This window comes from Granulicella rosea, assembly GCF_900188085.1.
Taxonomy (GTDB): domain Bacteria; phylum Acidobacteriota; class Terriglobia; order Terriglobales; family Acidobacteriaceae; genus Edaphobacter; species Edaphobacter rosea.
In genome coordinates, this window is sequence record NZ_FZOU01000001.1 from 130,220 (window position 1) to 155,433 (window position 25,214).

Annotated in this window: 14 protein-coding genes, 4 tRNA genes and 1 pseudogene; 11 read left to right on the plus strand and 8 right to left on the minus strand. The window is 64.4% G+C overall.

The features are described from left to right. Positions 1-11 precede the first annotated feature (11 nt). The 4 genes from CHB87_RS00655 to CHB87_RS00670 all read right to left on the minus strand — a co-directional run bounded on the left by CHB87_RS00655 (position 12) and on the right by CHB87_RS00670 (position 8,983). Entirely contained in the window at positions 12-1,871 is a 1,860-nt protein-coding gene (locus tag CHB87_RS00655; protein WP_089406470.1) for an NHL repeat-containing protein, read from the minus strand. After that, positions 1,868-7,840, minus strand: a complete 5,973-nt coding sequence (locus tag CHB87_RS00660) for a pectinesterase family protein (RefSeq protein ID WP_089406471.1) — start codon at positions 7,838-7,840, stop codon at positions 1,868-1,870. Before CHB87_RS00660 ends, CHB87_RS00655 begins: the two co-directional genes overlap by 4 nt. A gap of 501 nt (positions 7,841-8,341) precedes the next feature. Then, positions 8,342-8,418, minus strand: a tRNA-Pro gene (locus tag CHB87_RS00665). Between the two features lie 22 nt (positions 8,419-8,440). After that, on the minus strand, positions 8,441-8,983 hold the full coding sequence (locus CHB87_RS00670) for a DUF4112 domain-containing protein (RefSeq protein WP_089406472.1): 543 nt from the start codon (positions 8,981-8,983) through the stop codon (positions 8,441-8,443). Positions 8,984-9,049: 66 nt separating this feature from the next. Between CHB87_RS00670 and CHB87_RS00675 the strand changes: the two genes are divergently transcribed. The 5 genes from CHB87_RS00675 to CHB87_RS00695 all read left to right on the plus strand — a co-directional run bounded on the left by CHB87_RS00675 (position 9,050) and on the right by CHB87_RS00695 (position 11,793). Next, a tRNA-His gene (locus CHB87_RS00675) sits at positions 9,050-9,124 on the plus strand. Between the two features lie 40 nt (positions 9,125-9,164). Then, positions 9,165-9,950: a DUF72 domain-containing protein gene (locus tag CHB87_RS00680; protein ID WP_089406473.1), complete on the plus strand. Its 786-nt coding sequence runs from the start codon at positions 9,165-9,167 to the stop codon at positions 9,948-9,950. Then, complete coding sequence (locus tag CHB87_RS00685) at positions 9,947-10,960, plus strand: YheT family hydrolase (RefSeq protein WP_089406474.1); 1,014 nt, start codon at positions 9,947-9,949, stop codon at positions 10,958-10,960. Before CHB87_RS00680 ends, CHB87_RS00685 begins: the two co-directional genes overlap by 4 nt. Before the next feature lie 41 nt (positions 10,961-11,001). Next, positions 11,002-11,646: a hypothetical protein gene (locus CHB87_RS00690; RefSeq protein ID WP_089406475.1), complete on the plus strand. Its 645-nt coding sequence runs from the start codon at positions 11,002-11,004 to the stop codon at positions 11,644-11,646. A 70-nt stretch (positions 11,647-11,716) separates the two neighbouring features. After that, a tRNA-Arg gene (locus tag CHB87_RS00695) sits at positions 11,717-11,793 on the plus strand. A 76-nt stretch (positions 11,794-11,869) separates the two neighbouring features. Here CHB87_RS00695 and CHB87_RS00700 read toward each other — a convergent pair. Continuing rightward, positions 11,870-13,111, minus strand: coding sequence for an MFS transporter (locus CHB87_RS00700; RefSeq protein WP_089406476.1), 1,242 nt, complete (start codon positions 13,109-13,111; stop codon positions 11,870-11,872). 200 nt (positions 13,112-13,311) lie between these two features. After that, complete coding sequence (locus CHB87_RS00705) at positions 13,312-14,238, minus strand: tetratricopeptide repeat protein (protein WP_089406477.1); 927 nt, start codon at positions 14,236-14,238, stop codon at positions 13,312-13,314. Positions 14,239-14,537: 299 nt separating this feature from the next. Between CHB87_RS00705 and CHB87_RS00710 the strand changes: the two genes are divergently transcribed. Together CHB87_RS00710 and CHB87_RS00715 are read left to right on the plus strand one after the other, a co-directional pair. Further along, complete coding sequence (locus tag CHB87_RS00710; protein WP_217896993.1) at positions 14,538-15,314, plus strand: phosphatase PAP2 family protein; 777 nt, start codon at positions 14,538-14,540, stop codon at positions 15,312-15,314. Positions 15,315-15,528: 214 nt separating this feature from the next. After that, positions 15,529-18,273 carry a TonB-dependent receptor gene (locus CHB87_RS00715; RefSeq protein ID WP_245817734.1) on the plus strand — a complete coding sequence of 915 codons (2,745 nt, stop codon included), beginning with the start codon at positions 15,529-15,531 and terminating at the stop codon, positions 18,271-18,273. A gap of 143 nt (positions 18,274-18,416) precedes the next feature. On the opposite strand, the gene CHB87_RS00720 is transcribed toward CHB87_RS00715, so the two are convergent. After that, positions 18,417-18,492: transfer RNA gene (locus CHB87_RS00720), tRNA-Ile, on the minus strand. Between the two features lie 9 nt (positions 18,493-18,501). Next, positions 18,502-18,990, minus strand: a complete 489-nt coding sequence (locus tag CHB87_RS22700; protein WP_089406480.1) for a tyrosine-type recombinase/integrase — start codon at positions 18,988-18,990, stop codon at positions 18,502-18,504. A 217-nt stretch (positions 18,991-19,207) separates the two neighbouring features. Between CHB87_RS22700 and CHB87_RS22825 the strand changes: the two are divergent. The 4 genes and pseudogenes from CHB87_RS22825 to CHB87_RS00740 all read left to right on the plus strand — a co-directional run. After that, positions 19,208-19,501: pseudogene (locus tag CHB87_RS22825) on the plus strand (ATPase domain-containing protein); the annotation flags it as partial. Between the two features lie 123 nt (positions 19,502-19,624). Beyond that, a complete protein-coding gene (locus CHB87_RS00730; protein WP_245817736.1) occupies positions 19,625-20,356 on the plus strand; it encodes a hypothetical protein in 732 nt (243 codons plus the stop codon). After that, positions 20,320-21,855, plus strand: coding sequence for a DNA polymerase Y family protein (locus tag CHB87_RS00735; RefSeq protein WP_245817737.1), 1,536 nt, complete (start codon positions 20,320-20,322; stop codon positions 21,853-21,855). The genes CHB87_RS00730 and CHB87_RS00735 overlap by 37 nt, the downstream gene beginning before the upstream one ends. After that, positions 21,848-25,066 (plus strand): DNA polymerase III subunit alpha, encoded by a 3,219-nt coding sequence (locus tag CHB87_RS00740; protein ID WP_089406483.1) that lies wholly within the window; start codon positions 21,848-21,850, stop codon positions 25,064-25,066. Before CHB87_RS00735 ends, CHB87_RS00740 begins: the two co-directional genes overlap by 8 nt. Positions 25,067-25,214: the final 148 nt, after the last annotated feature.

Sequence of the window (25,214 nt, forward strand, 5' to 3'; positions counted from 1 at the left end):
GGACCCCTGGACTAGCGAGGACCCAGCGGCACCGTCGCGGGCGTGCCGACGCCGATGAACTGTGTCACGGAGTTATCGCCCGAGTTCGCCGTCCAGACGTTGCCCGAGCCATCCACCGCCACGCCTACCGGCGCATTCAGGGAGCCGAGCGAGACCGGCGTTCCGGTCGGCGAGGTCAGCATCGCGAGGCTGCCGCTCGTCTTGCTGTTCGCGATGAAGGCGACGTTCGCGCCGTCGACCGCGATGCCCGCCGGGAGAGAGATCGTGCCGGAGACCGGGCTTGAGGTCAGGGCCGAGCCGGTCGAGCCGAAGACGCTGACTGCGTTGATGCCCGAGGCCGAGACGTAGGTGTTGCCCATCAGGTCGCGCGCGATGCCGCCCGGCGCCAGCAACGAGCCGTCGGTGTAGCCGGCGCCGCTGAGGGTGGCTCCGGAGGAGGAGATCTCCGAGACGACGCCGGAGCCGGAGTTGCTGATCCAGACGTTGTTCGACGCGTCGATCGCAAGGCCGGTGGGAAGGCTGACCGTGCCGCTCGCCGTGAATGGGCTGCCGGGGATGGCCGCGCCCGCCGAGGTGATGCCGGAGATGGCGCCGGTGGTGTAGTTCGCCGCCCAGACGTTGCCCAGGCCGTCGAGTGCGATGGCCGACGGGCTGACGATGCCGCCCGCGGTGTAGCTGGTCGCGGAGAGGACCAGGCCGGAGGATGCCGTCAACTTGATGACGCTACCGCCGGTGGAGTTCGCGATCCAGACGTTGTTGCTCTGGTCGATGGCCAGCGCCTGCGGACCGAGCAGGCCGGTGGCGGTGTAGCCGGTGGATCCGGAGAGCAGTGCGCCGGCAGGGCCGAACTGAGTGATGGAGTTGCCGCTTGCATTGGCGACCCAGGCATTGCCGGAGATATCGATGGCGATGCCGGTGGGTGCGCTGAGAGCGCCGCCCGTGCTCTTGACCGCGACGGTCCAGTCCGCGGGCGCGGATGTCAGCGCGGGTTGGAAGGGCGGCGTGGAGGGCGCGAGATTGTAGAGCGCGGCAACCTGGTTGAGCGGATTGCGCACCATGCTCAGCACAGCGGTGGCCGTGTCCACGGGCGTGATGCCGCCCGCGGTGGTGAGCGAGATCAGGCTCGAGCAGTTCGAGTCCAGACCGGTGGAGTTGACGCAGGTGGAGATGGTGTTGGCGATCGAGTAGATCTCGCTGACCGGGATGCTGGAGGTGATGGGCGCGTTCAGGCTGGGCGCGGTGCCGGTGCCGGTGTTCGCCAGCGTATTGGCGAGCGAAAACGCGTTGGAGATGCCCGTGAGGTTCGCCGAGGGCGCCCCGATGTGCGCGGCATCGGACATGAAGGCCGAGAGGGCGTAGACCGAGGCGACCGTCGTGACCTCGTCCACCGAAATGAAGGGGAAGTTCGCCAGGAGCGTGTTGCAGGGGCCGAGCGCCGCCATCAGCACGAGCTTCGTATTGTTGGCTCCCGCGGCCAGGCCGGGGTTGCCAAAGGAGGCCGTCATATAGGTGAGCGCGGCGGGGTTTGCCGTGGGGCAGGTGTACTTGCCGGTCACGTTGAAACTGCCGTCCGAGCCCGTGGTAACGGTCGTGCCGGAGTTCATCAGCGAGGTGGCGACGGACCTGTAACCGCTGCTGCCGACGGCGAAGAGCTGAATGGAGCCTCCGCTGACCGGCTGCTGACCGCCATGCACGTAGCCGTGGATGCCGCTGCTGGCGAGCGCCGTGGCCGAGGTGGTGGAGTCCGCCGTGCCCGGCAGGCCGATGCCGCAACCGGTGGCCGCCAGGGCAACGATGGAGAGAGCAAGCGCCGCTGCCAGGGTACGGCGGCGCTGCCGGAGTGCTGTGTTCACGTGGTTTGCGGTCATCATTGGGCGGTAAAGCTCCTGGAGACGGAGGTCGCTGCTGCAAAGGTGGTGTTGCCGGACTGGTTGGCGGTGACGGTGACCGAACCGGTTCCGGTGACGGTGAGCAGGTTGCCGCTGATGCTGGCCGGTCCGCTGACGGTATAGGTGATGGGCAGGCCGGAGAGCGCGCGAGCGTAGAGCGGCACGGTCAAGCCGTTGGCGATGTTCGGCAATGCGCCGAAGAGGATGGTCTGGGCGGCGTTGCCGTTGACCGTCGCAGTGCCGTTGACATAGGTGAAGCTGTAGTTGGTGGAGCTGAGCGTACCGGCTGCGACCGTGACCGGGTAGGCGCCGGCGGGCGAGTTCGGCACGACGGTGGTGCTGACCGAGGCCGTGCCGCTGATCGCAGTGGACGCCGTGTCCCCGTTATAGAAGGCGCCGGTGATCGCATAGCTGAGCGCCGGGTTCGCGGTCTCGAACGCGCGGACGAAGCTCGAGCCGGTCACCGTGAGCGGCGCCTTCGTGAGCGAAACACTGCCCGTGCCGGTGCTCGCGTTGTTGGTCGTGTCGCCGGAGTAGGCTGCCGAGAGCGTGTGATTGCCGGCGGAAAGCCCGGTGAGCGAGAAGCTCGCGATGCCGCCGGCGAGCGTCTGCGTGATCTGGGTGGCGCCGTCCACCGTCAGAACCACGGAGCCGGTCGGAGTCACCGAGCCGGTGGCCGGGCTGACGGTTGCGCTGATGGAGACCGCCGAGCCGTAGGCCGGGCTGGCGGTATTGACCGAGAGGGTCGTGCTGGTCGTCGTGCCGTTCACGGTCAGGGTGTAGGCCGTGCCGGTGGTCGAGCCGTTGAAGTTCGAGTCGCCCGAGTAGCTCCACGTCAGGCTGTGAACGCCGATGGCAAGCGCACTGGAGGTGTAATAAGCCTCACCCGCGGCATCGAGCGACCCGGTCTGCAACACGGTCGCCTTGCCGCCGAAGGTATCGGTCAGGGTGTACGAGCCGGTGGGGACGGTGTAGCTGCCGTAGGTGACCGCGCCCAGGCCGGGGGTCTGCGGACGCATGAGCAGCGTCACGCTGGTTCCGGCGTTCACCGACAACGATGTGCCCGAGGGAACGAAGGCGTTCACCTGCGTGGCGAGCGCGGCGGTGGGGTTCCAGTTCGGCGTGGTGGAGCTTGAGACCGTCGTACCCAGAAAGTTCGTCGGGTAGTAGGCCTGCGCCTGCGCCTGCGTCACACTGGTCCTCACGACATTGTTCGCCATGGGTGTGCCGGGCGACTGCGAGGTGGTTTCGCGCGTGCCGGTAACGCCGGAGCCGGTGCTGCCGCCGGAGCCCAGGTAGAGGACGCCGTTGGCATCCGCCGCACCGGTCGCCGGATCGGTGTACGCCAGGTCGTTGTACTCGCCGTAGGTGGAGGTGGGCAGGTTGTTGTCGCCGGAGAACTCGATGTAGCCGACGGCCGACACCTGGTCGACGTAGCTGTTCAGCATGATCCAGGTGGAGTAAGTGCCGTACGGGCGGCCGAAGTAGAGGCCGGTCATACCCGGCGCCTGCGAGGTGAACGTGTCGCCGTTCATCACGTAGCCGCTGAGGTAATCGCCGGTCGCGCCGGTGCGGACGGATTTGTTCTGCGCCTCGATGGTCTCGGTGCCGGAGGCGGTGGCGCCGTGGAAGGCGGTGTAGATGTTGCTATGGTCGAAGACCGCCGCCGCGTCGCCGAAGATATAGTCCACGTCGCCGGTGACCTTGCCGCGGAACCAGTACTGGCGGGCCGGGGTAGGCGCCCCCTGGCTGCCGGCGTAGATGGTGTCCTGCAGGCTGGCCGTGTAGACGTTGTTCATCACGGCCAGGTCGGAGGTGGTCCAGATCGCCAGCGCCTGCGAGGCGCACTCGAGGCCGCTGTTGTAGAGATCGCTGTAGGTGCGGGCCACGCCGGCGTTCGCGGTGCAGGCGCTGCCGCTCAGGTAGGTGGTCGTGGTGGTTGTGGTGTCGGTGTTCCAGGTGTTGATGAGCGAGAGATTCTCGCTGTAGAAGTTGTTCGGCGTGAGGGTGGAGGTGGAGATGGAGCTGTTGATGCCCTTCGCTACGATCAGAGTGGCCGAGCCCTCGTCGCCCGCGAAGACCGTGCTGCCGGAGGCGAGCTGCGCTCCGTTGGTGTTGGCCGAGGTGAACTCACCCGCGTAGCCGTTGCCCGTGCCCGGCGCGACGCTGAAGGCTCCGGCGTTCTTGGTCAGGATGACCTGGGTCGGGTCGCCGCCGAGGCCGCGCAGCGAGACGTTGGGCTGCACCACGGCGACGAAGCCGGTGTACGTGCCGGGTTTGATATAGACCGAGCCCCCGGTCGTGCCCAGCGCGTTCACCGCGGCCTGCACGGTGGTGTAGTTGCCGGTGCCGTCCGAGGCCACGAGCATCTGCGACGCGCCCACCGGAGCGGACGTGTTGGCCTTGGTGACGGTGTAACTGGCGACCGAAGCGGTCGAACCCGTGTAGTCGACCGAGTCCGTCGGGTAGAAGGTCGCCGTCAGCGAGTAGCTGCCGATAGCGAGGTAGCTGGCGGAGTGAATCTCCGCGGCCGAGCCGCCCGAGGGCGTCGCCGTGTAGACCACGGCGCCGGGGACGCTGGTCGAGCCCGAGAAGCCGGAGGCGTTCAGGACGGATGTCCCGATGGCCGCGCTGAACGGCTGCGTCGTCGCGCCGGGGTTCCATGTGACGCTCGTCGTGGCCGGTGCGATGGAGAAGGTCGTGATCGGCGAGCTGGACCCGGCGATGCCCGACGACCCGCCGTAGGTCGCGGCGATGGTGTGCGAGGTGGCGATGAGCCCGGCGATCGGCACGGTGGCGGTTGCGGTGGAGGCGGTCGCGGCGGTCAGCGGGTAGGCGACCGCCGTACCCCCGTCGATCGAGACCGAGACGTTGCCGGCGGGGGCGCCGGCGCTCTGGGTCAGGGTGACGGTGAAGGTCGTCTCGGTGCCGGTGGAATAGATCAGACCGGCGGTGTTGCCGGTGATGGCCGTGGTGGTGGTCGCGGTGCTGCCGTTCTTTGTGCCGCTGACGGTCAGTCCGCCGAGCGTGTTGGACGCCGGCAGCAGCGTGATCGCGTCGGTGACGACGCCGTTGCCCGAGGCCGTGGGGGCAAACTTGATCGAGACATTGCAGAGCGCGCCGCCCGCAAGCGCGGTCGAGGCGAGATTGCAGGTCGGCCCGGAGGTCGCGAGCGGCGTGGCGGGGGCAAGCGCCGAGAAGTTGCCGCCCGTATCGGTCTGGTTGAAGCCCGTGGCCGCGGTCGCGCCGGTGTTGAGGAAGACGCCGACGTAGGCGGTCGAAACATTCGTGCCGAAGTTATAGCTCTCCGCGTTGCGCGCTACCTGCGTGATGCCCGCAACCGTGCTGGAGGTGGTGTAGAGATTGCCCGCGCCGTCGACCGCGACGCCCGAGCCGGAGATGCCGGGGATGGTGTACTGGTAACCGCTGAGCGAGAGCGCCAAAATGTTGCCGCTGTCGGCCACGTAGACGTTCTCTCCCTGGTCGACCGCGATGGCGGTGGGGGCGACGAGCGCGGTCGGAAAGGTAAGCCGGGGGCTGGCGATGGGCGAGCTGGTCGAGATCGCCAGACCGGAAGCGGGAATCTTCAGGACCGAGGTTCCGTCGATGACGAGCAGGTTGCCGTAGTAGTCCTGCGTGATGGCGGTGGGCGAGCCGAGCGCGGTCTGGGTGAGCTGCTGTCCGACGTTCGCGGTCTGCGAGAAGCGGATGACCTGCTTGTTGGTGAGGTCGGCGATGTAGATGTTGCCGTTGGCGTCCACCGTCATGGGTCCGGAGCCGCCCTGCACGCTGGAGCCGTTGATCGGGATGAGCGGAATCGTCACCGTACCGGAGCTATACGTCCCGGTTGCGGCGTTGTAGCTGTACTTCGCAATGCTAACGCCGGAGGCATTCGCCGCGTAGACGTTGCCCTGCGCATCGACCGCGATGTAGCTGGCCGGAGTCGCCGAGACGCTGGTGACGGTTGAGCCCGAGACCTTGCTGATGCCCTGCGTGCCGGTGACATAGGCGTTGCCAGCGCCGTCGAGCACCACGGCGGTGCTTCCGGTTGTGCCTGCGCCAAGCACCGAGGTCGATGGCGTGCCGGAGAGGTCGAAGACCAGCGCGCTGCCGGTGGCGAGCGAGGTAAGCTGGTTCGCCTTGGTGGTGGTCGTGCCGCCAACGGTGGTCGCGATAGCGACCGGCTCCGTCCGCTGGGCCAGGGCCTTCGGTGTATAGGTGACCGGCGTGAAGCAGTCGACCGTGCCGTCGGAGTTCGCCGCAGCGCAGGTGGTGGAGCCGAGGCTGAACTCCGCGCTCGCCGGCGCCGAGACCGCAACCGTCGAGGACGGCGAGGGCGCATGCACCACAAGGTTCGAGGTTAGCGAGCCGTTGACCGCGGCAGTGGGCAGAGCCGTGGCGGAGACGCGCCGGATCAGCTTGTTCGTCAAATCCTGGATGTACAGATTGCCGAGGTTATCGAGTCCAACCGAAAGCACGGAGTTCGCCGCGCCGAAGAGCGACTGCGCGATGGGGCAGCCGTCGCCGATGGAGGAGGAGTTGCACGAGGTCGCGGTGGTTCCGCCGCCCAGACGCCTCACATAGCCGGTGAAGATGTCGTAGAAGAGCACCTGCGCCTGGTCCCCGATGTAGACATTGCCCGCGGCATCGACGGCGATGCGCTGCGCCGATGCCTGCAGGGAGTACGACGTGCCGAGGTATGTGCCCGAAAGATTGGAGTTGTAGTACAGGAACGTGCCGCCGGTCGCGCCGCTTGCACCCAGGCCGTTGCCGATGAGCGCATAGGAGTAGCCAACCTGTGGAGCGAGAATGCCGTTCGCGGCAAGAGCAGCCTTGATCGCCGTGCCGCCCATGTAGACGGTGCGCAGACGGCCGAGGCCGTCGGCGAAGAGGAAGTCGCCGTCGTTGTCGACCGCGAGTCCGGCCACGGTCGTGGTGCTGCCGACCACGGTCTGGTAGTAGGGGCAGCCGTCGCCGCCGGCGTCCGTCTTGGCCGAGCAGGCCGTACCGCCGCCCGCCATCGGGTAGATATACCCCTGTGTCGGCGTCGCGTAGGAGCTGTTCAGCGCAAGCGCGGCATAGAGCGGGTTCGCCACGGCGACGCCGTTCACCGTAATGGACGGCGCGCCCAGCACGACGCGGATGCGGTTGTTCGAGTTGTCGGAGAAGTAGACATTCTCCCAGCGATCGCCCGCGGCCTGACGCGGCGCGTTGACCCCGACCGTGCAGGTGCCGCTGAACTGCGTTGCCAGCGTGCCGTCGCCCGCGGAGCCGACCGTGGCGCCGCTGACCGTGGTGCCGTAGCCGCTCGTGCTGGGCGTGCAGCCGGCGATGTTGCGCATGTAGTTCACGCGTGCCTGGGCGGCGGTGCAGAGCGGCGAAACGTTGTTGCAGACGAAGTGCAGCGCCTGGTCGCCGGTGACCGTGATGATCAGGTTGCCGTAGGGGTCCATGCCCAGGCCGCGACCGCCGTTGAAGCCGCCGGTGTTGTAAGCAGGGCAGCCATCGCCGACCTTGTCGGTGGCTGAGTAAACGGTCCCATAGACCGTGGACGAGGCGCCGCAACCGCCGGAGCCCGCGCCGGCGAAGATCGAGATGTTGCCCGTGCGCGCGTCGATGCGGCGGACAGCCTGCGGATTGGTCGTGTCGGCGATGACGTAGACGTTGCCCTGCGGGTCGACGACCATGCTGCGCTCGTTGCCCGCGAAGACGGCGTTCACCGCTGGGCATCCGTTGCCGAGCGTGTCGGTCGCGGTGAACTGCGCGTTCGTCGGGCAGGCGGCGCCCACCGTGCTCGCGGTGGGTGTGTTGCCGGCGATGGAGGTGACCGTGCTGGGCAATATCACCGGCGTCTGCGCGCTGGCCGACGGAACGACCGCCGGCGCGACGAGCAGAAGACCGAGAGCGAGCGCCAGAGCGGACCGGCAGGCGAGACGAACGGCAGGCAACATGAACAGTACCTCGGGAAACTGGACTCCAGTGCTTGAAGCGGAGCTGTGACAGGCACTCGAATGCTGGTCAGACCACAGAGACCGGGAAAAGCAATTTTTTCGAGCACCGGCAAACTACCGCCCGCCACTCGAAGATGTCAATCTAAAATTTTCTTTTTGTTTAATTTCTTTATTTTTCTGTCACTTAGGAAGACTTATCCGACTCTTGCGAGGTCTGCTTCTCTATTGAAGGAGGTGGCGTCGGCGCCCGGAAAGGTCCTATCCTCCGCCCTGATGGCTGAAGATGGGAAGGACCACCCGATGGTCAAACTTCCGGATCATCTGGCTCGCCGGGCGGACCAACTCATGGTCCACGACGAATCTACCGGCGAAGAGTGTCGCTTCTGCGATAAGCGCGATCCGAATGCCGTGCGCGCCGCGCCATCGCAGGGGATGACGCCGCCACGGTTTCCGGAGAAGTTGATTGTAATGGGATGGGCGAGACGCCCGAAAGGAATTCAATGGTCGGGGCGGAGGGATTCGAACCCCCGACCCTCTGGTCCCAAACCAGATGCGCTACCAGACTGCGCTACGCCCCGACGATATCTCTAGTCTAACGCATCACAACCCGCGTGGGTGTACGTGAAACAGATGGAAGAGTAACCAGCCGAGCAGAATTGCCGGAGCGAGCATCAGCGCGGTCAACACGATGCAGAGGCCGGCCAGGAAGAGCCAGCTTCCAACCGTGTGGCGGCGCGGGCTTTCGAGGCTGCCGGCCAGCAACGCATAGTTGCGGCGGTTCGCGCGCCAGTAGATGTCGAAGGCGTCGCCCAGCACCGGGATCGAGCCCACGGCGGTCTCGATGCCAACGTTGACCACCATGCGCAGCACCGTGATATACGGCACGCCCCGCATCCACGCGGCAAGGATGATGATCGACGAGGCGAGCCCGCCGATCACGTCGCCGATGCCAGGGATAAACCCTGCGATTCCGTCGAGTCCGAAACGGATCGGCGTGCCGGGAATGCGGATGAAATCGTCGAGCAGATGCGAGAGCAGGTCGAGGTTTTCATCCTTCAGCAGGCCGCCGGTGCGGACGCGATCGCCGGTCCGGCTGGCGGTTTGGCGGGGCGAGAGAATCTCGGGTTTGGTGGTGATCGGCATTTTTGGCGCGCCCCTGCATTTAGGATGCCTCATTCGCCCATAGGTGGTATACTCAGAATCAATGTGGCGGCTATAGTTCAGTGGCAGAACGCCGCTCTGTGGCAGCGGATGTCGTGGGTTCGAAACCCACTAGCCGCCCCAAACACCTCTTCTCTTCAGCAAAACCCTGCAAGGTCCGCGAATGCCTGTCTCCAGTGCTGCGAAAAAGCCTGAACCGGCTTCCCTGCCTCCGGCGGCGCCGGACGGACTCTTCGCCGGAACCTCGGGCTGGGCGTATGCGACCTGGAAGCCGGGTTTCTACCCCGCGAACGTCTCCAGCAAAAAATTCCTGAGCTTCTACGCCTCGCAGATGAACTCGGTCGAGGTGAACTACACCTTCCGCGCGCTGCCGACGCCGAAGATGCTCGCCGAATGGCTGGCCGCGACCGGCGAGGGATTCCGCTTCAGCTTCAAGGCGCCGCAGCGCATCACGCACTTCAGCCGGCTGCGCGACTGCGAAGGCCAGGTGACGGACTTGCTCACCGCCCTGCAGCCCGTCGGCGATGCCGGACGCCTGGGGCCGCTGCTCTTTCAGCTTCCGCCTAACTTCAAGCTCGACCTCGACCGGCTGCGCGGATTCCTGTCCATCTCCGCATTGAAAGAAAAGAAGATCGCCTTCGAGTTCCGCCACGAGAGCTGGTTCGCGCCCGAGGTCTTCGCCCTGATGACCGAGTTCGGCGCGGCGCTGTGCATCGCCGAGAGCGACGACCTGGCCAGCCCCGAGGTCCACACCGCGCCCGCGCATACCTGCTTCCGGCTGCGGCGCAATGGCGGATACACGGACGCGGAACTCGCCGAATTTGTCGCGAAGTTTGCCGACCTGACCGACGCTGGGCGTGAGGTCTACGCCTACTTCAAGCATGAGGACGAGCCGACCGGCGCGTTGAACGGCGCGGCTCTGCTGCGAATGGCGGTCGCCGCCGGATGAGCTTCGAGTTCAACCCAAAGCCTTACCTCTGCCGCCGCTACCTGACGAACGGCCACCTGCAGACGATCGTCGGCAACTTCCTGCCGCGCACCGACACGCTTCCGGCGCCGGAAGAACAACTGGTCGAAGTCTCGCCCGCGAGCGGCAGCCAGATCGCCAGCCAGGTGCGGTGCGTCTGCCACTGGCAGCCTGCCGGCGTGCGTGCGGAGCGGCCGACGGTGATCCTGCTGCACGGCCTTGAAGGTTCGTCGGACTCGCAGTACATCGTCGGCAACGCGAACAAGCTGTGGAAGCGCGGCGCGAACGTCGTCCGGATGAACATGCGCAACTGCGGCGGGACCGAGGCGCTGACGCCGACGCTCTACCACTCCGGCCTGTCGGGCGACGTGCTGGCGGTGATGCGCTACTTCGTCGACCGGTACGGACTGCGGCAGGTCTCGCTGGTGGGTTATTCGATGGGCGGCAACCTCGTCCTGAAGCTGGCGGGCGACGTGGGCGAGGCCGCTCCGCCGGAGCTTCACCGCGTCGTCGGCGTCTCTCCCGCCGTCGACCTGGGGCCTTCGGCGACGCTGCTGCATGCGCCCGCCAACCGGCTCTACGAGTGGAAGTTCCTGCGTGCACTGCTGAAGCGGTATCGCCGCAAGACGGTCCTCTTCCCCCGTGCCTACGACGCCAACCGCGCCACCGGCATCAGCTCGCTGCGCGAGTTCGACGAGAAGATTACGGCGCTCTACTCCGGCTTCCGCGGCGCGGAGGACTACTACTACCGGGCCGCCGCAGCGCGCGTGCTCGACCGGATCGCCGTGCCGACGCTGATCCTGCACGCGCTCGACGACCCCTTCGTGCTGATTACGCGGGAGAGCCGCGCGAAGATCGACGCCAACCCCAGCATCCACATGATCGAAACGGAGCACGGCGGCCATTGCGCGTTTCTCGCGCCACCCGATGCGGCCGCCGGAGACGACGGCTACTGGGCGGAGTCCACACTGGTGGACTTCGTGCTGGGCTAGCACGGCGCTGAAATCGGCCAGCGGTCTGAGATAATAACCGGATGGTGGCAGAGTGGTCGGTGGCATGTGGGGTGGACGACCCCGTTCTGGTGGTTCCCTGGTCTTTCGCGGAGACGTCGTACGCAGAGACGGGAGCGACGTCCCCGGCAGCGGCCGGCCCAGAGTTCGTCGACCTGCGCGAGAATCCCTACGACCTCGACCATCTACCCGAGGCCGAGCTGCACGCGCCGATCATGCAGGCGCTGCGAGCGCTGAACGCCAACCGCTCGCCCGTCTTTACAGCCAAATGCGATGCCTATGCACTGGACGGCGACTTCGCCGACGAGCTGGAGGCGCTGCAGTACGAGCTGGACATTCCCGCGGCCGAGGCGCCGGCGGGGTTCGCCAGTTATATCGACCTGATCTGGCGCGACCGCTCCACCTTCGCCTCGTTCCACCAGCACGAACAGTTGCTGCACCGGCTGGAACGCCATGTCGAGCCGCTCGATCATCCCTACGCGGCGCTGGACTGCATCCTGCGCCCGGCGATGGTCGACCTGACCGGCCCGCAGGAGGGCTTCGCCATCAGCGTCTACGTAAAGGCCATCGGCGCGGATGCCGCGTCGGCCTACGAGAACTGGGGGCAGGCGCTGGAGGCGGTGGTCGGGGTGATTCGCAGCAAAGATCTGGCGCAGTCCAGGCTGTAGCCGAAGAACGACAGCAGATTCCCTGCGGGAATGACAGAAAGAAAAGCTACAATCAACACCAGACGCAGACGGGCGAGTAGCTCAATCGGATAGAGCACGAGCCTTCTAAGCTCGGGGTTGCAGGTTCGATCCCTGCCTCGCTCACCACACCCTCTCGTCTATCCCTAATAAGAGCTGTCATCCTGAGCGCGGCGAAGGTTCTGCGTCTTGTATTCCCTTTGCTCTACGCCTTGACCATCGCCCCGCTGTGCGACTCCGTCTGGCTTTGGTTCCTCGGAGCGTCGGGCACGCCGGTGATCAGGCGCAGCGCTGCGAGGCCGATGTAGGTCAGAGCCAGCGTGCATACGCCGTTCCAGTGCCAGTGGTCCCATGCGATCGCCGCCGAGGCCGACCCGATGGCGCCGCCCGCGAAGTAGCACACCATATAGACCGTGTTCAGTCGGCTGCGGGCCGAGGGCACCAGGCCGAAGATCCGTGTCTGGTTGGCGATCTGGGTCATCTGCGCGCCCATGTCCAGCACGATGACGCCCACGACCAGCGCGGCGATGTGCAGTGCGACGCGCGTGTGCGCCAGCTCCCCGCCCCACAGCATCAGGTACGAGAGCGCGAGCGTGCCGATGCCAGCCATCAGGACCCAGCGCGGACCGTGTTTATCGGAGATGCGGCCCGCGATCGGCGCCACCAGCGCCCCCGCCGCGCCAACCACGCCGAAGGTTCCAGCGACACCCGCGCCGAGCTGATAGTGGCTGGCGAGCAGGTAGACCAGCGTGGTCCAGAAGCAGGAAAACGAAGCAAAGGCCAGCGCGCCGAGCACGCAGCTCTCGCGCAGCAGGGGCTGCGTGCGGAGCAGCGTCCAGAGCGAGATCATCGCATCTTTATAAGTGATCTCCTGCTTGGGGGGCAGCGCGGGCATCTTCCAGCGCAGCAGCGGCACGAAGGCCAGGTTGATGAGGGCGGCGACGACGAAGACATACTCCCAGCCATGAATCTTGCTGACCCAGCCGGCAAACGTGCGGGCGAGCAGGATGCCCAGCAGCAGCCCCGTCATGACGATGCCGATGGCTCGTCCGCGCTGTGCGTCGCCGACGAGATCGGGCGCAATGGGCAGCGCGATGTGCGTCACCGAGGCCAGCATGCCGACCAGCGCGCTGGCCGCGATCAGAAATGGCAGGCTGGGCGCCAGCGCCACCAGCAGCAACGCAACCGCGACCGCGCCATACATCTTCATCATCAGCGAGCGGCGTTCGAGCACGTCGCCCAGTGGCACGAAGCAGAGCATGCCCAGGGCGTAACCGGCCTGCGTCGCCACGGCGACGAAGCCCACCTGCCCGGCTGTGCCGTGGAAGGTGTGGCCCATATCGATGAGCAGCGGCTGATTGTAGTAGATCGAGGAGACGCCGACGGCGCAGGCAAGTCCTAGAAACGGCAGCGGAGCCTTCGGTGCCGGGTTGGACTGTGCGCTCATCGTGTGGCCTGACCACAGTGTAAAGGGTTCGTGGTCAAACGCGCATGATTACAAGGGAGGATTGCTGGGATTTATGTTCCACCGGCGATACCGGCGGGCGGAGGACGTGGCGCTTCAGGAGAAGCAGATCCTTCGCTGCGCTCAGGATGACAGTCTCTTGCTCGGAATAACTGCCGTTTGGCGATAGAAACCAGCGGCGACTAACCCGCGACGGGCACGCTGCGACCGCGGCGGGAGACGATCTCCAGGCGCTCAGTGCTGAGGATCTTGCGCGCCTGCATCTTGGCGTGATTCGCCCATGGTCCGACCGGATCGAGCCGGACGTAAGCCATCCAGTGGCGCAGCGCACGGCGGCGCTCATTCTGGCGCTCGAAGGCAAGCGCCAGATTGTAGTGCGCGTCGGCGTAGCCGGGCACGATCTCGACCGCCCGCTGGTAGGCGGCGATGGCCTCGGGCAGGCGCTGCATCTCGTCCAGCACATTGCCCAGGTCGAAGAAGGCAAGCGCGTAGTCGGGGTCGGCGACCGTGGCATGGCGGTAGAGCTGCTCCGCCCGCTGGAACTGCCGCTGATGATAGAAGATCGTGGCGAGATTGATCGACGCCGGAGCGTGATTCGGGCTAAGGGAGAGGATCTCCTCATAAAGGAGCTGCGCCTCGGTGATGGTGGAGGCGTCCTCTTCCAGCCGTACGGCGCGCAGAAAGAGCTCCTGCAGGTGCGCGTGCTGCTGCGTGTCGCGACGCTCGGGCTGCTTTTCGCCGGCGCGAACCATGTGCAACTGCGGTGTGGCGGAGGTCTCGAAGTCGAACGCAAGCTGCTGCGTCATGGGGTCCAGCAGTGCGCCGCCGTGGCGAAAGGCCAGCCGGGCGCCGCGCCGGACGGCGCTGGCTTCGAGCAGCGGGTTGTTCATCCCCGCGACCTTCAGCGCGTCGAACGAGGCGCGAATACTGCGCGAGGAGACGCGCGCGGCGTGCATCTCGCGCAGGGCGCGGAGCTGCGACAGATGTTCGAAGGTGTAGGCGTCGTCCGCCGTGAGAGTCGGGATCAGCCCAGCCCGCTCCCAGGCCGCGAGATGTCGGGGCTGCAGGTGAAGGATTCGCAGTACGTCTTGGCGGCTGTATCTGGTCACGTGTCTGTTTGCGTCCCCTGGCTCAGGTTGCTGCTTTGGTTACGCTCCTGCGAGTATGTCGCGCGACCGGTTACCAATCAAGTCCCTTTCGCGAAAAGGCAACGAAAAGGAGTGGATATCGCGTACCAAACGTGGTTCACGCTCGCGCACGGTTCGCCGCAGCTCGATGGCCCTGCCAGGACAGGAAACCTTAAGGCTCCTTAACTCATTATTCGCAGCCCGTTCACAGTGCCGTCACAAAACGAAAACAGGGCGCTGCCAGACTGGGCACATAGAAGAAGATGTCAGGAGAACGCAACATGTCCCAACGACAGGGCCGCGCGTGGATGCTTGCCTGCGGCACGATCTTTCATGTCTCTTTATTCGCCCTCGCATTACGCGGACGCCCGGCCGTAGCGCAGGAACCGGCAGTCGCCAGGAAGGCGGCCAAGGCCAGCCTCTATCTCGACCCCGCCGCGCTGCGCCTTGCCGCGCTGACGCCCGCGCCGCCTGCCCCCGACTCCGCCGCCACGCAGGCCGAGCTGGCGACCCTGCACCGGATCGAGACCGCGCGCTCACCCGCGCAGGTCGCCGCCGCCAAGGCCGACGACGCCGAACAGGACATCTTCAGCTACCGCACGGTCTTCGGCGCGTGGTTTCAGCCGGAGACGCTGCCCCTGACAGCCGCGCTCTCCGCCCGCGTCCATGCCGAGGAAGGCGCGGCCAGCGGCGACCTGAAGACGGTCTTCGCGCGGCCTCGGCCCTACCAGAGCGACAAGACGCTGCACCCGGTCTGCAAGCTGACCGAGGCGCCCAACTCCTATCCGAGCGGCCACACGCTTTCGGGCTATCTGCTGGGCTTCACCCTGGCGGAGATGATGCCGGAGAAGAAGCAGGAGATCCTCGACCGCGCGGACGACTATGCACACAACCGGCTGGTCTGCGGCGTGCATTATCCGAGCGACCTCGAGGCCAGCCGCCGCATCGCGTTCGCGGTCTTCGGCGCGATGATGTCCAACGCGAAGTTCGTGGATGACCTCACCGCTGCGAGCGCGGAGTTGCACGCACAGCAGCATGCAGCCGTAGCGGCGAAGTAGCGCCCCATTCCCTCAACCGCCCAAGAGCCTGTGAGAACGGCGGCCTCCACCGCCTGGGCAGCGACTCGCCCAATCTGCAGCAGCCTTTGAAGCCTCAGCCTTTTCGAGCCGGCCCCTCGAAAGACTTTCATCCCCCAGATAAAGGAAGAACCACTCAATGAACCCCCAACACGCCACGATGAAATCGACCAGAACCCTTGCGAATTGCCTGCGTATGGCTGCCGCGGTGTCCCTTCTGGCCTTCGCAACGCTGTCGGCAAACGCCCGCCAGGTCAGCCAGCCGCTGCAGGGCAGCGTCACCGACGCCAAAGGCGCGGTGGTCAGCTCCGCAAAGCTCGCGATCCGCGACGAGAAGACCGGCAAGACCTTCAACGCGACCAGCGATGGACAGGGCCACTTCCTCGTCCCGAACCTGCCCGAAGGCACGTATACCGTCGAGGTCTACACCGCCGGCTTCCGCATGACGAGCAAGAAGGGCGTCCACGTGGGCGCGGACCATACCGACGCGCTCGCGCTGACCCTGCAGGTCGGCGGCGCGACCGACGAGATCTCGGTCGACGCCGACGCGACGCACTCCATCGCCGCGGCCTACGCGCCGATGGACGCGCTGCTCGATGAGCACTCCGCCCGCACGGAGATCACCTCGGCCTTCATCCAGAACTTCACCTCGCCGCTGGCCGACTACGGCGAGGCGGTCAACATGGCGCCCGGCACCTTCACCACCAACGGCAACGGCATTGGTCTGGGCCAGTCGAGCACCTACTTCCGCGGCTTCTCGGACGGCGAATACGACATCGACTTCGACGGGCTGCCGTTCTACGACACCAACTCGCCGACGCACCACTCGTGGGCCTTCTTCCCGTCGCAGTGGCTGGGCGGCATCGACTTCGACCGCAGCCCCGGCACCGCCTCGACCATCGGACCCACGCCGTTCGGCGGCTCGATCCACCTGCTCTCGAAGGATCTTTCACCGGTCCAGAACATCCGCGGCGGCGTCTCCTACGGTTCGTGGGGCACGCTGCTGGCCGACGTCCAGTACGACTCCGGCGCGACGCTGCCCAACAAGAAGCTGATGACCTTCATCGACGTCCAGCACATGGACTCGAAGGGCTACCAGAGCAACAACTTCCAGAATCGCAACGCGGGCTCGATCAAGCTGCAGTACAAGCTCTCCGACAAGACGACGCTGACGGGCTTCTCCGGAGTCGTCTTCGTCGATGCGAACACGCCGAACTTCAACGCGACGCGCTGCCAGATGTACGGCGCCGCAACCGGCTACACCTGCACGGGAGCCAACGCACTTTATGCCGGCGCCGGCATCCGGTTCTACCTCGCGGGCAACACCGATACCTACAACCCGCTCAACTACACGTACAACAAGTACCACGTGCCGACCGACTTCGAGTACGTCGGTCTGAAGACGCAGCTTCCCTTCCACCTGACGCTGGACTTCAAGCCCTACACCTATAACTACGACAACTCCGAGCTGTACACGGCCATCACCCCGATCGTCGATGCGACCACGATCAATGGCTCGACCAGCTACCTGGGCCTGTCCATCGCGCCATGCAACGTCGGCGTGACCAAGAAGAGCACCGGCGTCACCGCCCTGCCCTGCGGCGTCGACAAATACAACAGCTACCGCAAGTACGGCGAGACGCTGCAGGTAAGTCAGACCTCGAAGCTGGGCATCCTGCGCGCCGGCCTCTGGTACGAGTGGGCCAGGACCAACCGTCACCAGTTCCCCAGCGATCCGGTGAACCACTGGGCCGACCAGACCCTGCCCAACTTCTCCGAGCTCTTCTGGAACAACACCTATCAGCCCTACGCCGAGTACGAGTTCCATGTGACGAAGAAGCTGAACATCGTCGCGGGCACGAAGTTCTCCTACTTCAAGATCGACACTAAGCAGTTCGCCGATGACGGCAAGACGATCGGCAACCTGTGCAACACGACGGTCACGCCGACCGTCTGCTCTCCCTTCGTCACCAACCACGGCAGCTACACCGCGTGGTTGCCTTCGGCCGACGCCAACTACCGCATCCTGAACAACTGGTCGGCTTACTTCCAGGTCTCGACCGGAACCATCGTGCCGCCCAGCAACGTGTACGACTACAACCAGACGATCACCCCCAGCAACCCGAATCCTTCGATCTCGCAGCCGCCCAAGCAGCAGCGCTCGACCACCTACCAGGGCGGCACCGTGCTGAAGCTGAAGCGGGTCACGCTCGACATGGATGCGTACCACATCAAGTTCCAGAACAGCTACACGTCCAGCACCAACCTCGACCCCGCAGTCTTCTACCTGCAGCCGGGCTCGGTGACCAAGGGCTTCGAGGCCGAGGGCAACATCTACTTCGGCCACGGGCTGAGCGCATACCTGAACGCCACGGTAGGCCGCGCCTACTATGAGGGCAACGTCTACACCCCCTGCATCGCCGGAGCGGGTTGCACGGCCGCGACGCCTCTGCTGACCGAGGTCGCGCCCAGCGGCCAGTGGGTCGCCAAAAGCCCCACCGACACCGAGGCCGAGGCAATTACCTACCAGGGCAAGGGCTTCGACGTCGGGCTGCTGAACAAGCGCGTCGGAACGCAGCGTCTGGACAACGGCTCGTACCACAACCAGGGCACGGTAAACCCGTTCGGTGTGACCAACGCCTTCCTCAACTACACCCTGCGCCGCGGCACGCGCTTCGATCAGACGAAGATCCGGCTGAGCGTAAACAACCTCTTCGACCAGCACAACTTCACCAGCTACGGCATCGCTGGCGCCGTCACCAACTACAACGCCGCCGGCGCGGTGATCCCCGCGCCGGTAATTTCAGCCAACGGAACGACTTACGCCGATTCGTTCAACCCGACAAGTGTCTCGCCGATCAACGGCGCCGACACGGTCAGCATCCAGCCCGGCCGCAGCATCGTCCTCTCGGTCACCTTCGGCTTCACCCCGAAACACTAACCCAACCCGCACTAAAAAACCGCGCTGAACGCGATGCATGCGTTCAGCGCGGTTTTGTATTTGCACCCTGCAATCAATCGCGGTTGCGACCTCTGGACACCTCTGGTTGAAGTGAGCGAGTAGTATCTACGCATGTTTTTGAGTGGTGGGCCCAGAGGGATTCGAACCCCCAACCAAGGGATTATGAGTCCCCTGCTCTAACCGTTGAGCTATAGGCCCTTCAGCAACTTACGCCGTCTTCAAAAGACGCTGTGGGGAATTTTGTGTGGACTCTGCACCACTGACCCGTTCCAATGCCTTCTGATTGAGCGCTTCCAACCGGTCAAAAGCTCGTTCTACAGACTCCGGCGTCGGGTGAACATAGCGCTGGCTGACTGTAACGCTGGAATGACCGGCCAGCTTCATGATTGTAAACGCGTCTGCCCCTGCCTCACCTAAACGAGTCAGACAAGTATGACGCAACAAGTGCAGAACGAATTCCTTCGGGAAGATGAAATGCCGGACGCGCTTTTTCCTTGCAGGGTGAATGGGCGGCAGAGTTTGATATGCGCGTGTCCCAGACTTGTACCCAGCAGCGGCTTTCCGACCACTTCGCCGGGGAAGACCAAATCTGATAAGGAGTGCGCCAAGCGCGCCGTCCGCATAGCAGAGACTCGCCCGGTGAGCGGGACATTTCGTTTGGCGTTTTTCGATTTGCCCTCCCTGATTTGCAGCCACCCATAACGCGCACTGCCCGCGTGCACTGTGTGAATGTCAGCAGAAAAATGTGTCTTAAACCTTTCTTTTTCAAAGACATAAACGGATGCGCTCCCATAGTTTTCCTATGATCCGAGGTGACAGCTACGTCGCGGATAGGCGAATATAAGGCGAAGGTATTAATTTGAAAAGTGCAGCCCTCCTTCGCGATCAAATCGCCGTCTCGCTCAGCGCGCGCATGCCTGCCGCTCTCTCCCCGCGCATACGGAGGGAGCCGGAGCGGGTGCAATGCGGCTTGGCGGAACTAGACCAGCTACTTCATGGCGGTTTGCCCGCAGGCAACCTGACGGAGTTCGTAGGAGCTGAAGGTTCGGGGCGCACAACGGCGGCTTTGGCGTATGTGGCGACGATCATGCGTGACGGGAATGTATGCGCCTGGATAGACGTGGCGGATGCACTATCCCCGGAGACCGTGGCCGCGAACGGGGTCGACCTGGAACGGCTGCTGTGGATTCGATGTGGCGCAGGCCAGCAAGCAGTCTCATCCATCGCTCCTGAAGCCCCCAGAGGCCTCTCCGTGCCTACCGCAGGCTCGTCCAGCCCGGTTCATAACACGGGTGGTGGCAGCCCGCACCCGCGCTCTGAAGGCAAGGATATGCCGCAGGCTATTGCCTCCATGCTGACCGCGCACGGCGGTTTGCACGATCACCAGATAGCCCGGCAGAACCGGCGCGAGAAGCGGTCCATCGGGACGCCGGGCGTGGCGAATCGACCTCTTGCATATCGCGTTGAAAAACGAGAGGAGCAAATCGCCTTCGACCGGCTTCCACCGCGCCGGGGCGAGAATCTTGCGATTACGCCGCGTTGTGCCGAGCCGCTGCCACGACGCACTCCTGGCCTTCCCTCCGGTGGCCGGTTATGTGTGGAGAAAGCAGTCTCCTCCAATCTGTCCCAGACCGGGATTCGGGAGGCAGGCAAACGCTGGCAAGCGCTTGACCAAGCCCTGCGTGCAGCCGATCTGCTCCTGCAAAATGGCGGCTTCAGCCTGATCGTGCTCGACCTGGGCAGCACGCCGCCCGAACAGGCATGGCGCATTCCGCTGGCGACGTGGTTTCGTTTCCGCGCAGCCTGCGAGCGCACCCGCGTCAGCCTGCTGTTGCTGACGCAACACCCCAGCGCCCGCAGTAGTGCGGAGTTGGTCGTCCGCATGGAAAACGGGCAGATGGTAGCGGAGAACACCATCATGACGGGGATTCGCTACTCTGGCATGACCGAGCGCACGCGCCACCATGGCAGCCCGGAGAGAGTCGTTTCGATTCGCAAGCCGCCGCAGCCAGAGCGACCCGGCACATGGACAAGCGAGGCCCCATGGGCGCAGGCGAAGTAATAGAGCCGCTGTACGTCTGCGTCTATGTTCCCGAGTTCCCGGCGCAGGCGCTCCTACGCCTGCGGCCCGATCTGGAGCGCGTGCCGGTGGTGGTGCTTGCAGGCGATGCACCGCTGGAGCAGGTATGCAGCATGAATGCACAGGCGCTCAAACTGGGCGTGGCGCAGGGTATGACACGCGCCGAGTTGGACGCCTTTCCCGACCTCTCCGTGCTGCGGCGCTCTCAGCCGGAGGAGCGAAATGCACGCGCCGCCCTGTTGGAGGCCGCAGGGCTATTCACCCCGCGAATCGAGGTGCAGCCGACGGCCTCATCCGCCTTCGTCATGGTGCTGGATATGACCGGCACAACGCGCATCTTTGGGCCAGCGCTGCAGGCTCTCAATAACATTCTGCGCGCGATGGCTGCGCTTCGCTTTCATGCGCAGCTTGCAGGCAGTGCGAACCTGCCTACCTCCATCAGTATTGCGCCTGCGGCTCGCAAGGCTCCAGTGTTCATCCCTGCGGGGCAGGAGCGCGAGCACCTGCGCAAACTACCGCTGGCGGCTCTGAACCTCACCCCTACGCAGGCAGATACGCTGGCGCTCTGGGGGCTGCATACGCTGGGAGAGTTGGCCGATTTGCCGGAGGTAGAGTTGGTCGTCCGACTGGGGCAGGCGGGAAAGCGGCTGCGGTTGATGGCGCGTGGCGAACACCCGCATCTCATGGTTCCCGAGGAAGCTGTCTTCACCCTGGAGGAGTTCGTCGCCTTCGATGCGCCCGTGGAGATGCTTGATTCGCTGCTTTTTGTCCTCGGGCCAATGCTCGACCAACTGCTCACCCGCGCACAAAACAGGTCATATGCGCTGGCAAGCGTGACTATCAAACTTGGTCTAGATGGCGGTGGCGAGCACGAACGCACCATCAAACCCGCATTGCCCGTATTGCAACGCGAGGTGCTGCTGAAGTTGCTGCATCTCGACCTTCAGGCGCACCCGCCATCTGCGGGCATCCTGAGCATCTTCGTCCACGCCGAGCCAGGCGACCGCAGCAAGGTACAGCTTGGCCTCTTCGCCCCGCAGACGCCCGAGCCGATGCGTCTGGATGTCACGCTGGCCCGCATCGCCGCGCTGGTCGGCGAAGACCGCGTAGGCCGTGCCCGGCTGCTCGATACACACCGCCCGGACAGCTTCGTCATGGAGCGCTTCGCCGTTCCGAACACGGTACCGAAGAAAGACATTCCGAGCACGCACAGCGTTGCTTTGCGGCGCTGCCGCCCGCCGCTTGAACTCCATGGTCAGCATGATGGGCGTTGCCTTACAACGTTCTTCGCTCATGGCAAACGTTACACGGTGCAGGAGGCCTACGGCCCGTGGCGCAAGAGCGGCGATTGGTGGTCGTCCGAGGTGTGGTCTTTCGAGGAGTGGGATGTCCGCGCAACGGCTCAAGCCGATACGCTGCTGTGCCTCATCTCGCACGACCGTCTACGCAAACGCTGGCAGTTGGAGGCTCTGTATGACTGACGAGAGCTATGTCGAGCTTCATGCGGCCAGCGCCTTCAGCTTCCTGGAAGCGGCCTCGCAGCCGGAGTCGCTGATTCGCGCAGCGGTCGAAGTACAGATGCCTGCGATGGCGCTGCTTGATCGCAACGGGCTGTACGGGGTTGCGCGCTTCCACTCCTCCGCAAAGACGAACGGCATTCGCGCGCACATCGGCTCGGAGGTCGCGGTGCGTGGTCTGGGCGACTGCATTCGACCGCCGGTCTGGCTACCTCACCAGCACGTTGCCCAGCCGGTGCGCCTGCCCCTGCTCTGCGCCTCACAGACGGGATACCAGAACCTTTGCCAGCTCATCACTCGCTTCAAAATGCGGGAGCCGCAGAAGTCAGAGGGTGCGGCAAGGCTCGATGATCTGGCGGAGTTCGGCAACGGGCTCCTATGCCTGACCGGCGGCGAGGAAGGCCCATTGGCCGCAGCCTTGAACAGCGGAGGCGAATCCGCAGGCCGCAAGTGCGTGGAACAACTTACGGAGGTCTTTGGACGCAGCAACGTCTATGTAGAACTGCAACGCCACGGCGACCGTGCCGAAGAGGCACGTAATCAGGCCGCACTTCGCATCGCCGAGAGCCTGCGCCTGCCCATTCTCGCCACCAACGGCGTCCGCTACGCCACGCAGTATGAGCGCGAAGTCCTGGATGTCTTCTCGTCCATTCGCTATCACACCTCGCTCGACAAGGCGGGCAGCCTGTTGCAGGCTAATTCGCAGCGGCAGGTACGCGGCGCGCAGGCCATGCGCCGTTTATTCAGCGATCTTCCCGAGGCTATTGAAAACACCCTGCTCGTCTCGCAACGATTGGAGTTCGAGTTGAACGATCTCGGCTATGAGTTCCCGCGCTTCGATACCCCTACCGGCGAGCCGATGAAGATCTTCCTGCGTAAGCGGGTGGCTGAAGGCATCGAAAATCGCTACGCACCCAAGCGTGACCCGGCACTGCACGAACGAGCCAAGAAGCAGGCAGAGCGCGAGCTTGCCCTCATCGAAACCCTTGGCTTTGCAGGCTACTTCCTCATCGTGTGGGATATCGTCCGCTTCTGCAAGGACAACGACATCCTGATCCAGGGCCGGGGCAGCGCAGCCAATTCCGTCGTGTGCTACGCCCTTGAAATCACCGCCATCGACCCCGTAGGCATGGACCTGCTCTTTGAGCGATTCCTGAACGAGAACCGCAACGAATGGCCCGATGTCGACCTTGACCTGCCCTCCGGCGAGAAGCGCGAGCAGGCAATCCAATACGTTTATCAGCGTTACGGCGAGTTGGGCGCAGCCATGACCGCCAACGTCATCACCTATCGAGGCAAATCCGCCGCGCGCGAGGTGGGCAAGGCGTTGGGCTTCGATGAAGAGACATTGGGCCGACTCTCTGGCCTCATCGGCAACTGGGAGTGGCGTAAGAAGGACGAGACCATGGGCGACAACTTCCGCCATGCAGGCTTCGACCTCAAACACTGGCGCATCGCCAAGTACGTCGAGTTGTGCGAGCGGATGCAGGATTTGCCACGTCATCTCGGGCAGCACTCCGGCGGGATGGTCATCTGTCAGGGACAGCTCAACCGCGTCGTGCCGCTGGAACGCGCGTCCATGCCGGGCCGCACCGTCGTGCAATGGGACAAGGAAGACTGCGCCGACCTGGGCCTCGTCAAGATCGACCTGCTCGGCCTCGGCATGATGGCGGTAATGAAGGACTGCCTCAACCTCATCCCCGAACACTACGGCGAGCCTATAGACATTGCCCAGCTACCGCAGGACGACAAAGAGGTCTATGACACGCTCTGCCGCGCCGATACGGTGGGTATGTTTCAAGTCGAGAGCCGCGCCCAGATGGCCTCGATTCCACGCAACGCACCGAAGAAGTTCTATGACCTCGTGGTGCAGGTCGCGATCATCCGCCCTGGCCCCATCGTCGGCAAGATGATGCACCCATACATGCGCCGCAGGCAGAAGAAAGAGGCTATTACTTACCCGCTGCCCTCGCTCGAACCCGTCCTGAAACGCACGCTGGGCGTTCCACTCTTTCAGGAACAGCTTCTGCGCATCGCAATGGTGGTGGGCAACTTCACCGGCGCGGAGGCAGAAGAACTGCGCAAAGCCGTGGGGATGCGGCGTTCTTGGCAGCGCATGGCGGAGCTGATGGTGAAGCTGCGCAAGGGCATGGAAGACAACGGCATCGCGAAAGAGACGCAGGAGACGATCGTCCAGAGCATTCAGTCCTTCGCCCTCTATGGCTTCCCGGAGTCGCACGCCGCCAGCTTCGCCCTCATTGCCTACGCCTCGGCCTACTTCAAAGTGAAGTACCTTGCGGCCTTCACCTGCGCCATGCTCAACAATCAGCCGATGGGCTTTTACACGCCCGCCGTGTTGGTTAAGGATGCCCAGCGTCACAAGCTGCGGGTAAAGCCCGTCGATGTTCAGGTCTCGAACACCGGCTGCACCATCGAGCACGAACCGGATGGCAAGCGCTCCCTACGTTTAGGCCTGAACTATGCCCGCTCCCTTAAGACCACTACAGCGTTGCAGCTTGTGGAGGCACGCAACGCGGGGGGTCCATTCCAAAGCACCGAAGACCTCGCCCTGCGCGTGCCTGCTCTCACGCGCAGCGACCTCGCCCAACTGGCCCGTATTGGCGCGCTAAACAGGCTAGGCGGGGTCGAGCACCGCCGGGATGCAATCTGGCAAATCGAGCAAGTAAGCCGCCCTGTAGGCCCGTTGTTGCGCCAGCAGGACGCCGCCCCAAACACCATACAATCGCCGTTGCACAAGATGAAGACGGAGGACCGGCTCATCGCGGACTATGCCGGAACGGGCCTTACCACTGGCCCGCACCCAATGGCCTTCCGGCGGAGTACGCTACGGCGCGCCGGGGTTCTCTCCGCCAAAGAGCTTCAACAGCAACCCGATGGCCGCCGGGTCTGGGCGGCAGGAGCGATCATCGCTCGCCAACGGCCCGGCACAGCGCAGGGATTCATCTTCCTCTCCATGGAGGACGAAACCGGCATCGCCAACGTCATCATCCACCCCGAGCTATACGAACGCGAACGAACGCTCGTCACCCGAGGAAAGTTTCTGAAGGTCTACGGCAAGCTCCAGAATCAGGATGGCATCGTGCATGTAAAGGCCGAGGCTCTGGAGTTGCTTCATGCCGTAGCCATCGAAGTGCGGTCTCATGACTTCCATTGAGCGATTACAGCAGGCACTCTAGCCTAAAGTTCTGACAAGGGCGCTCACGGGAGCTTCAATGCGCGGCCACACCTCATCTTTTCCGGCATGATGACGATGATGCTAGGGCGTCCGCGAATGTCTTGGCACACATTCTTACTTTTTCCTT

Bases quoted from the DNA above. Each gene is read 5' to 3' on its own strand.
- CHB87_RS00655 (WP_089406470.1), bottom strand. From the start codon at position 1,871: ATGATGACCGCAAACCACGTGAACACAGCACTCCGGCAGCGCCGCCGT.
- CHB87_RS00730 (WP_245817736.1), top strand. From the start codon at position 19,625: ATGCCGCAGGCTATTGCCTCCATGCTGACCGCGCACGGCGGTTTGCAC.
- CHB87_RS00740 (WP_089406483.1), top strand. From the start codon at position 21,848: ATGACTGACGAGAGCTATGTCGAGCTTCATGCGGCCAGCGCCTTCAGC.
- CHB87_RS00690 (WP_089406475.1), top strand. From the start codon at position 11,002: ATGGTGGCAGAGTGGTCGGTGGCATGTGGGGTGGACGACCCCGTTCTG.
- CHB87_RS00670 (WP_089406472.1), bottom strand. From the start codon at position 8,983: ATGCCGATCACCACCAAACCCGAGATTCTCTCGCCCCGCCAAACCGCC.
- CHB87_RS00700 (WP_089406476.1), bottom strand. From the start codon at position 13,111: ATGAGCGCACAGTCCAACCCGGCACCGAAGGCTCCGCTGCCGTTTCTA.
- CHB87_RS00680 (WP_089406473.1), top strand. From the start codon at position 9,165: ATGCCTGTCTCCAGTGCTGCGAAAAAGCCTGAACCGGCTTCCCTGCCT.
- CHB87_RS00710 (WP_217896993.1), top strand. From the start codon at position 14,538: ATGTCCCAACGACAGGGCCGCGCGTGGATGCTTGCCTGCGGCACGATC.
- CHB87_RS00685 (WP_089406474.1), top strand. From the start codon at position 9,947: ATGAGCTTCGAGTTCAACCCAAAGCCTTACCTCTGCCGCCGCTACCTG.
- CHB87_RS00715 (WP_245817734.1), top strand. From the start codon at position 15,529: ATGGCTGCCGCGGTGTCCCTTCTGGCCTTCGCAACGCTGTCGGCAAAC.
- CHB87_RS00660 (WP_089406471.1), bottom strand. From the start codon at position 7,840: ATGTTGCCTGCCGTTCGTCTCGCCTGCCGGTCCGCTCTGGCGCTCGCT.
- CHB87_RS00735 (WP_245817737.1), top strand. From the start codon at position 20,320: ATGGACAAGCGAGGCCCCATGGGCGCAGGCGAAGTAATAGAGCCGCTG.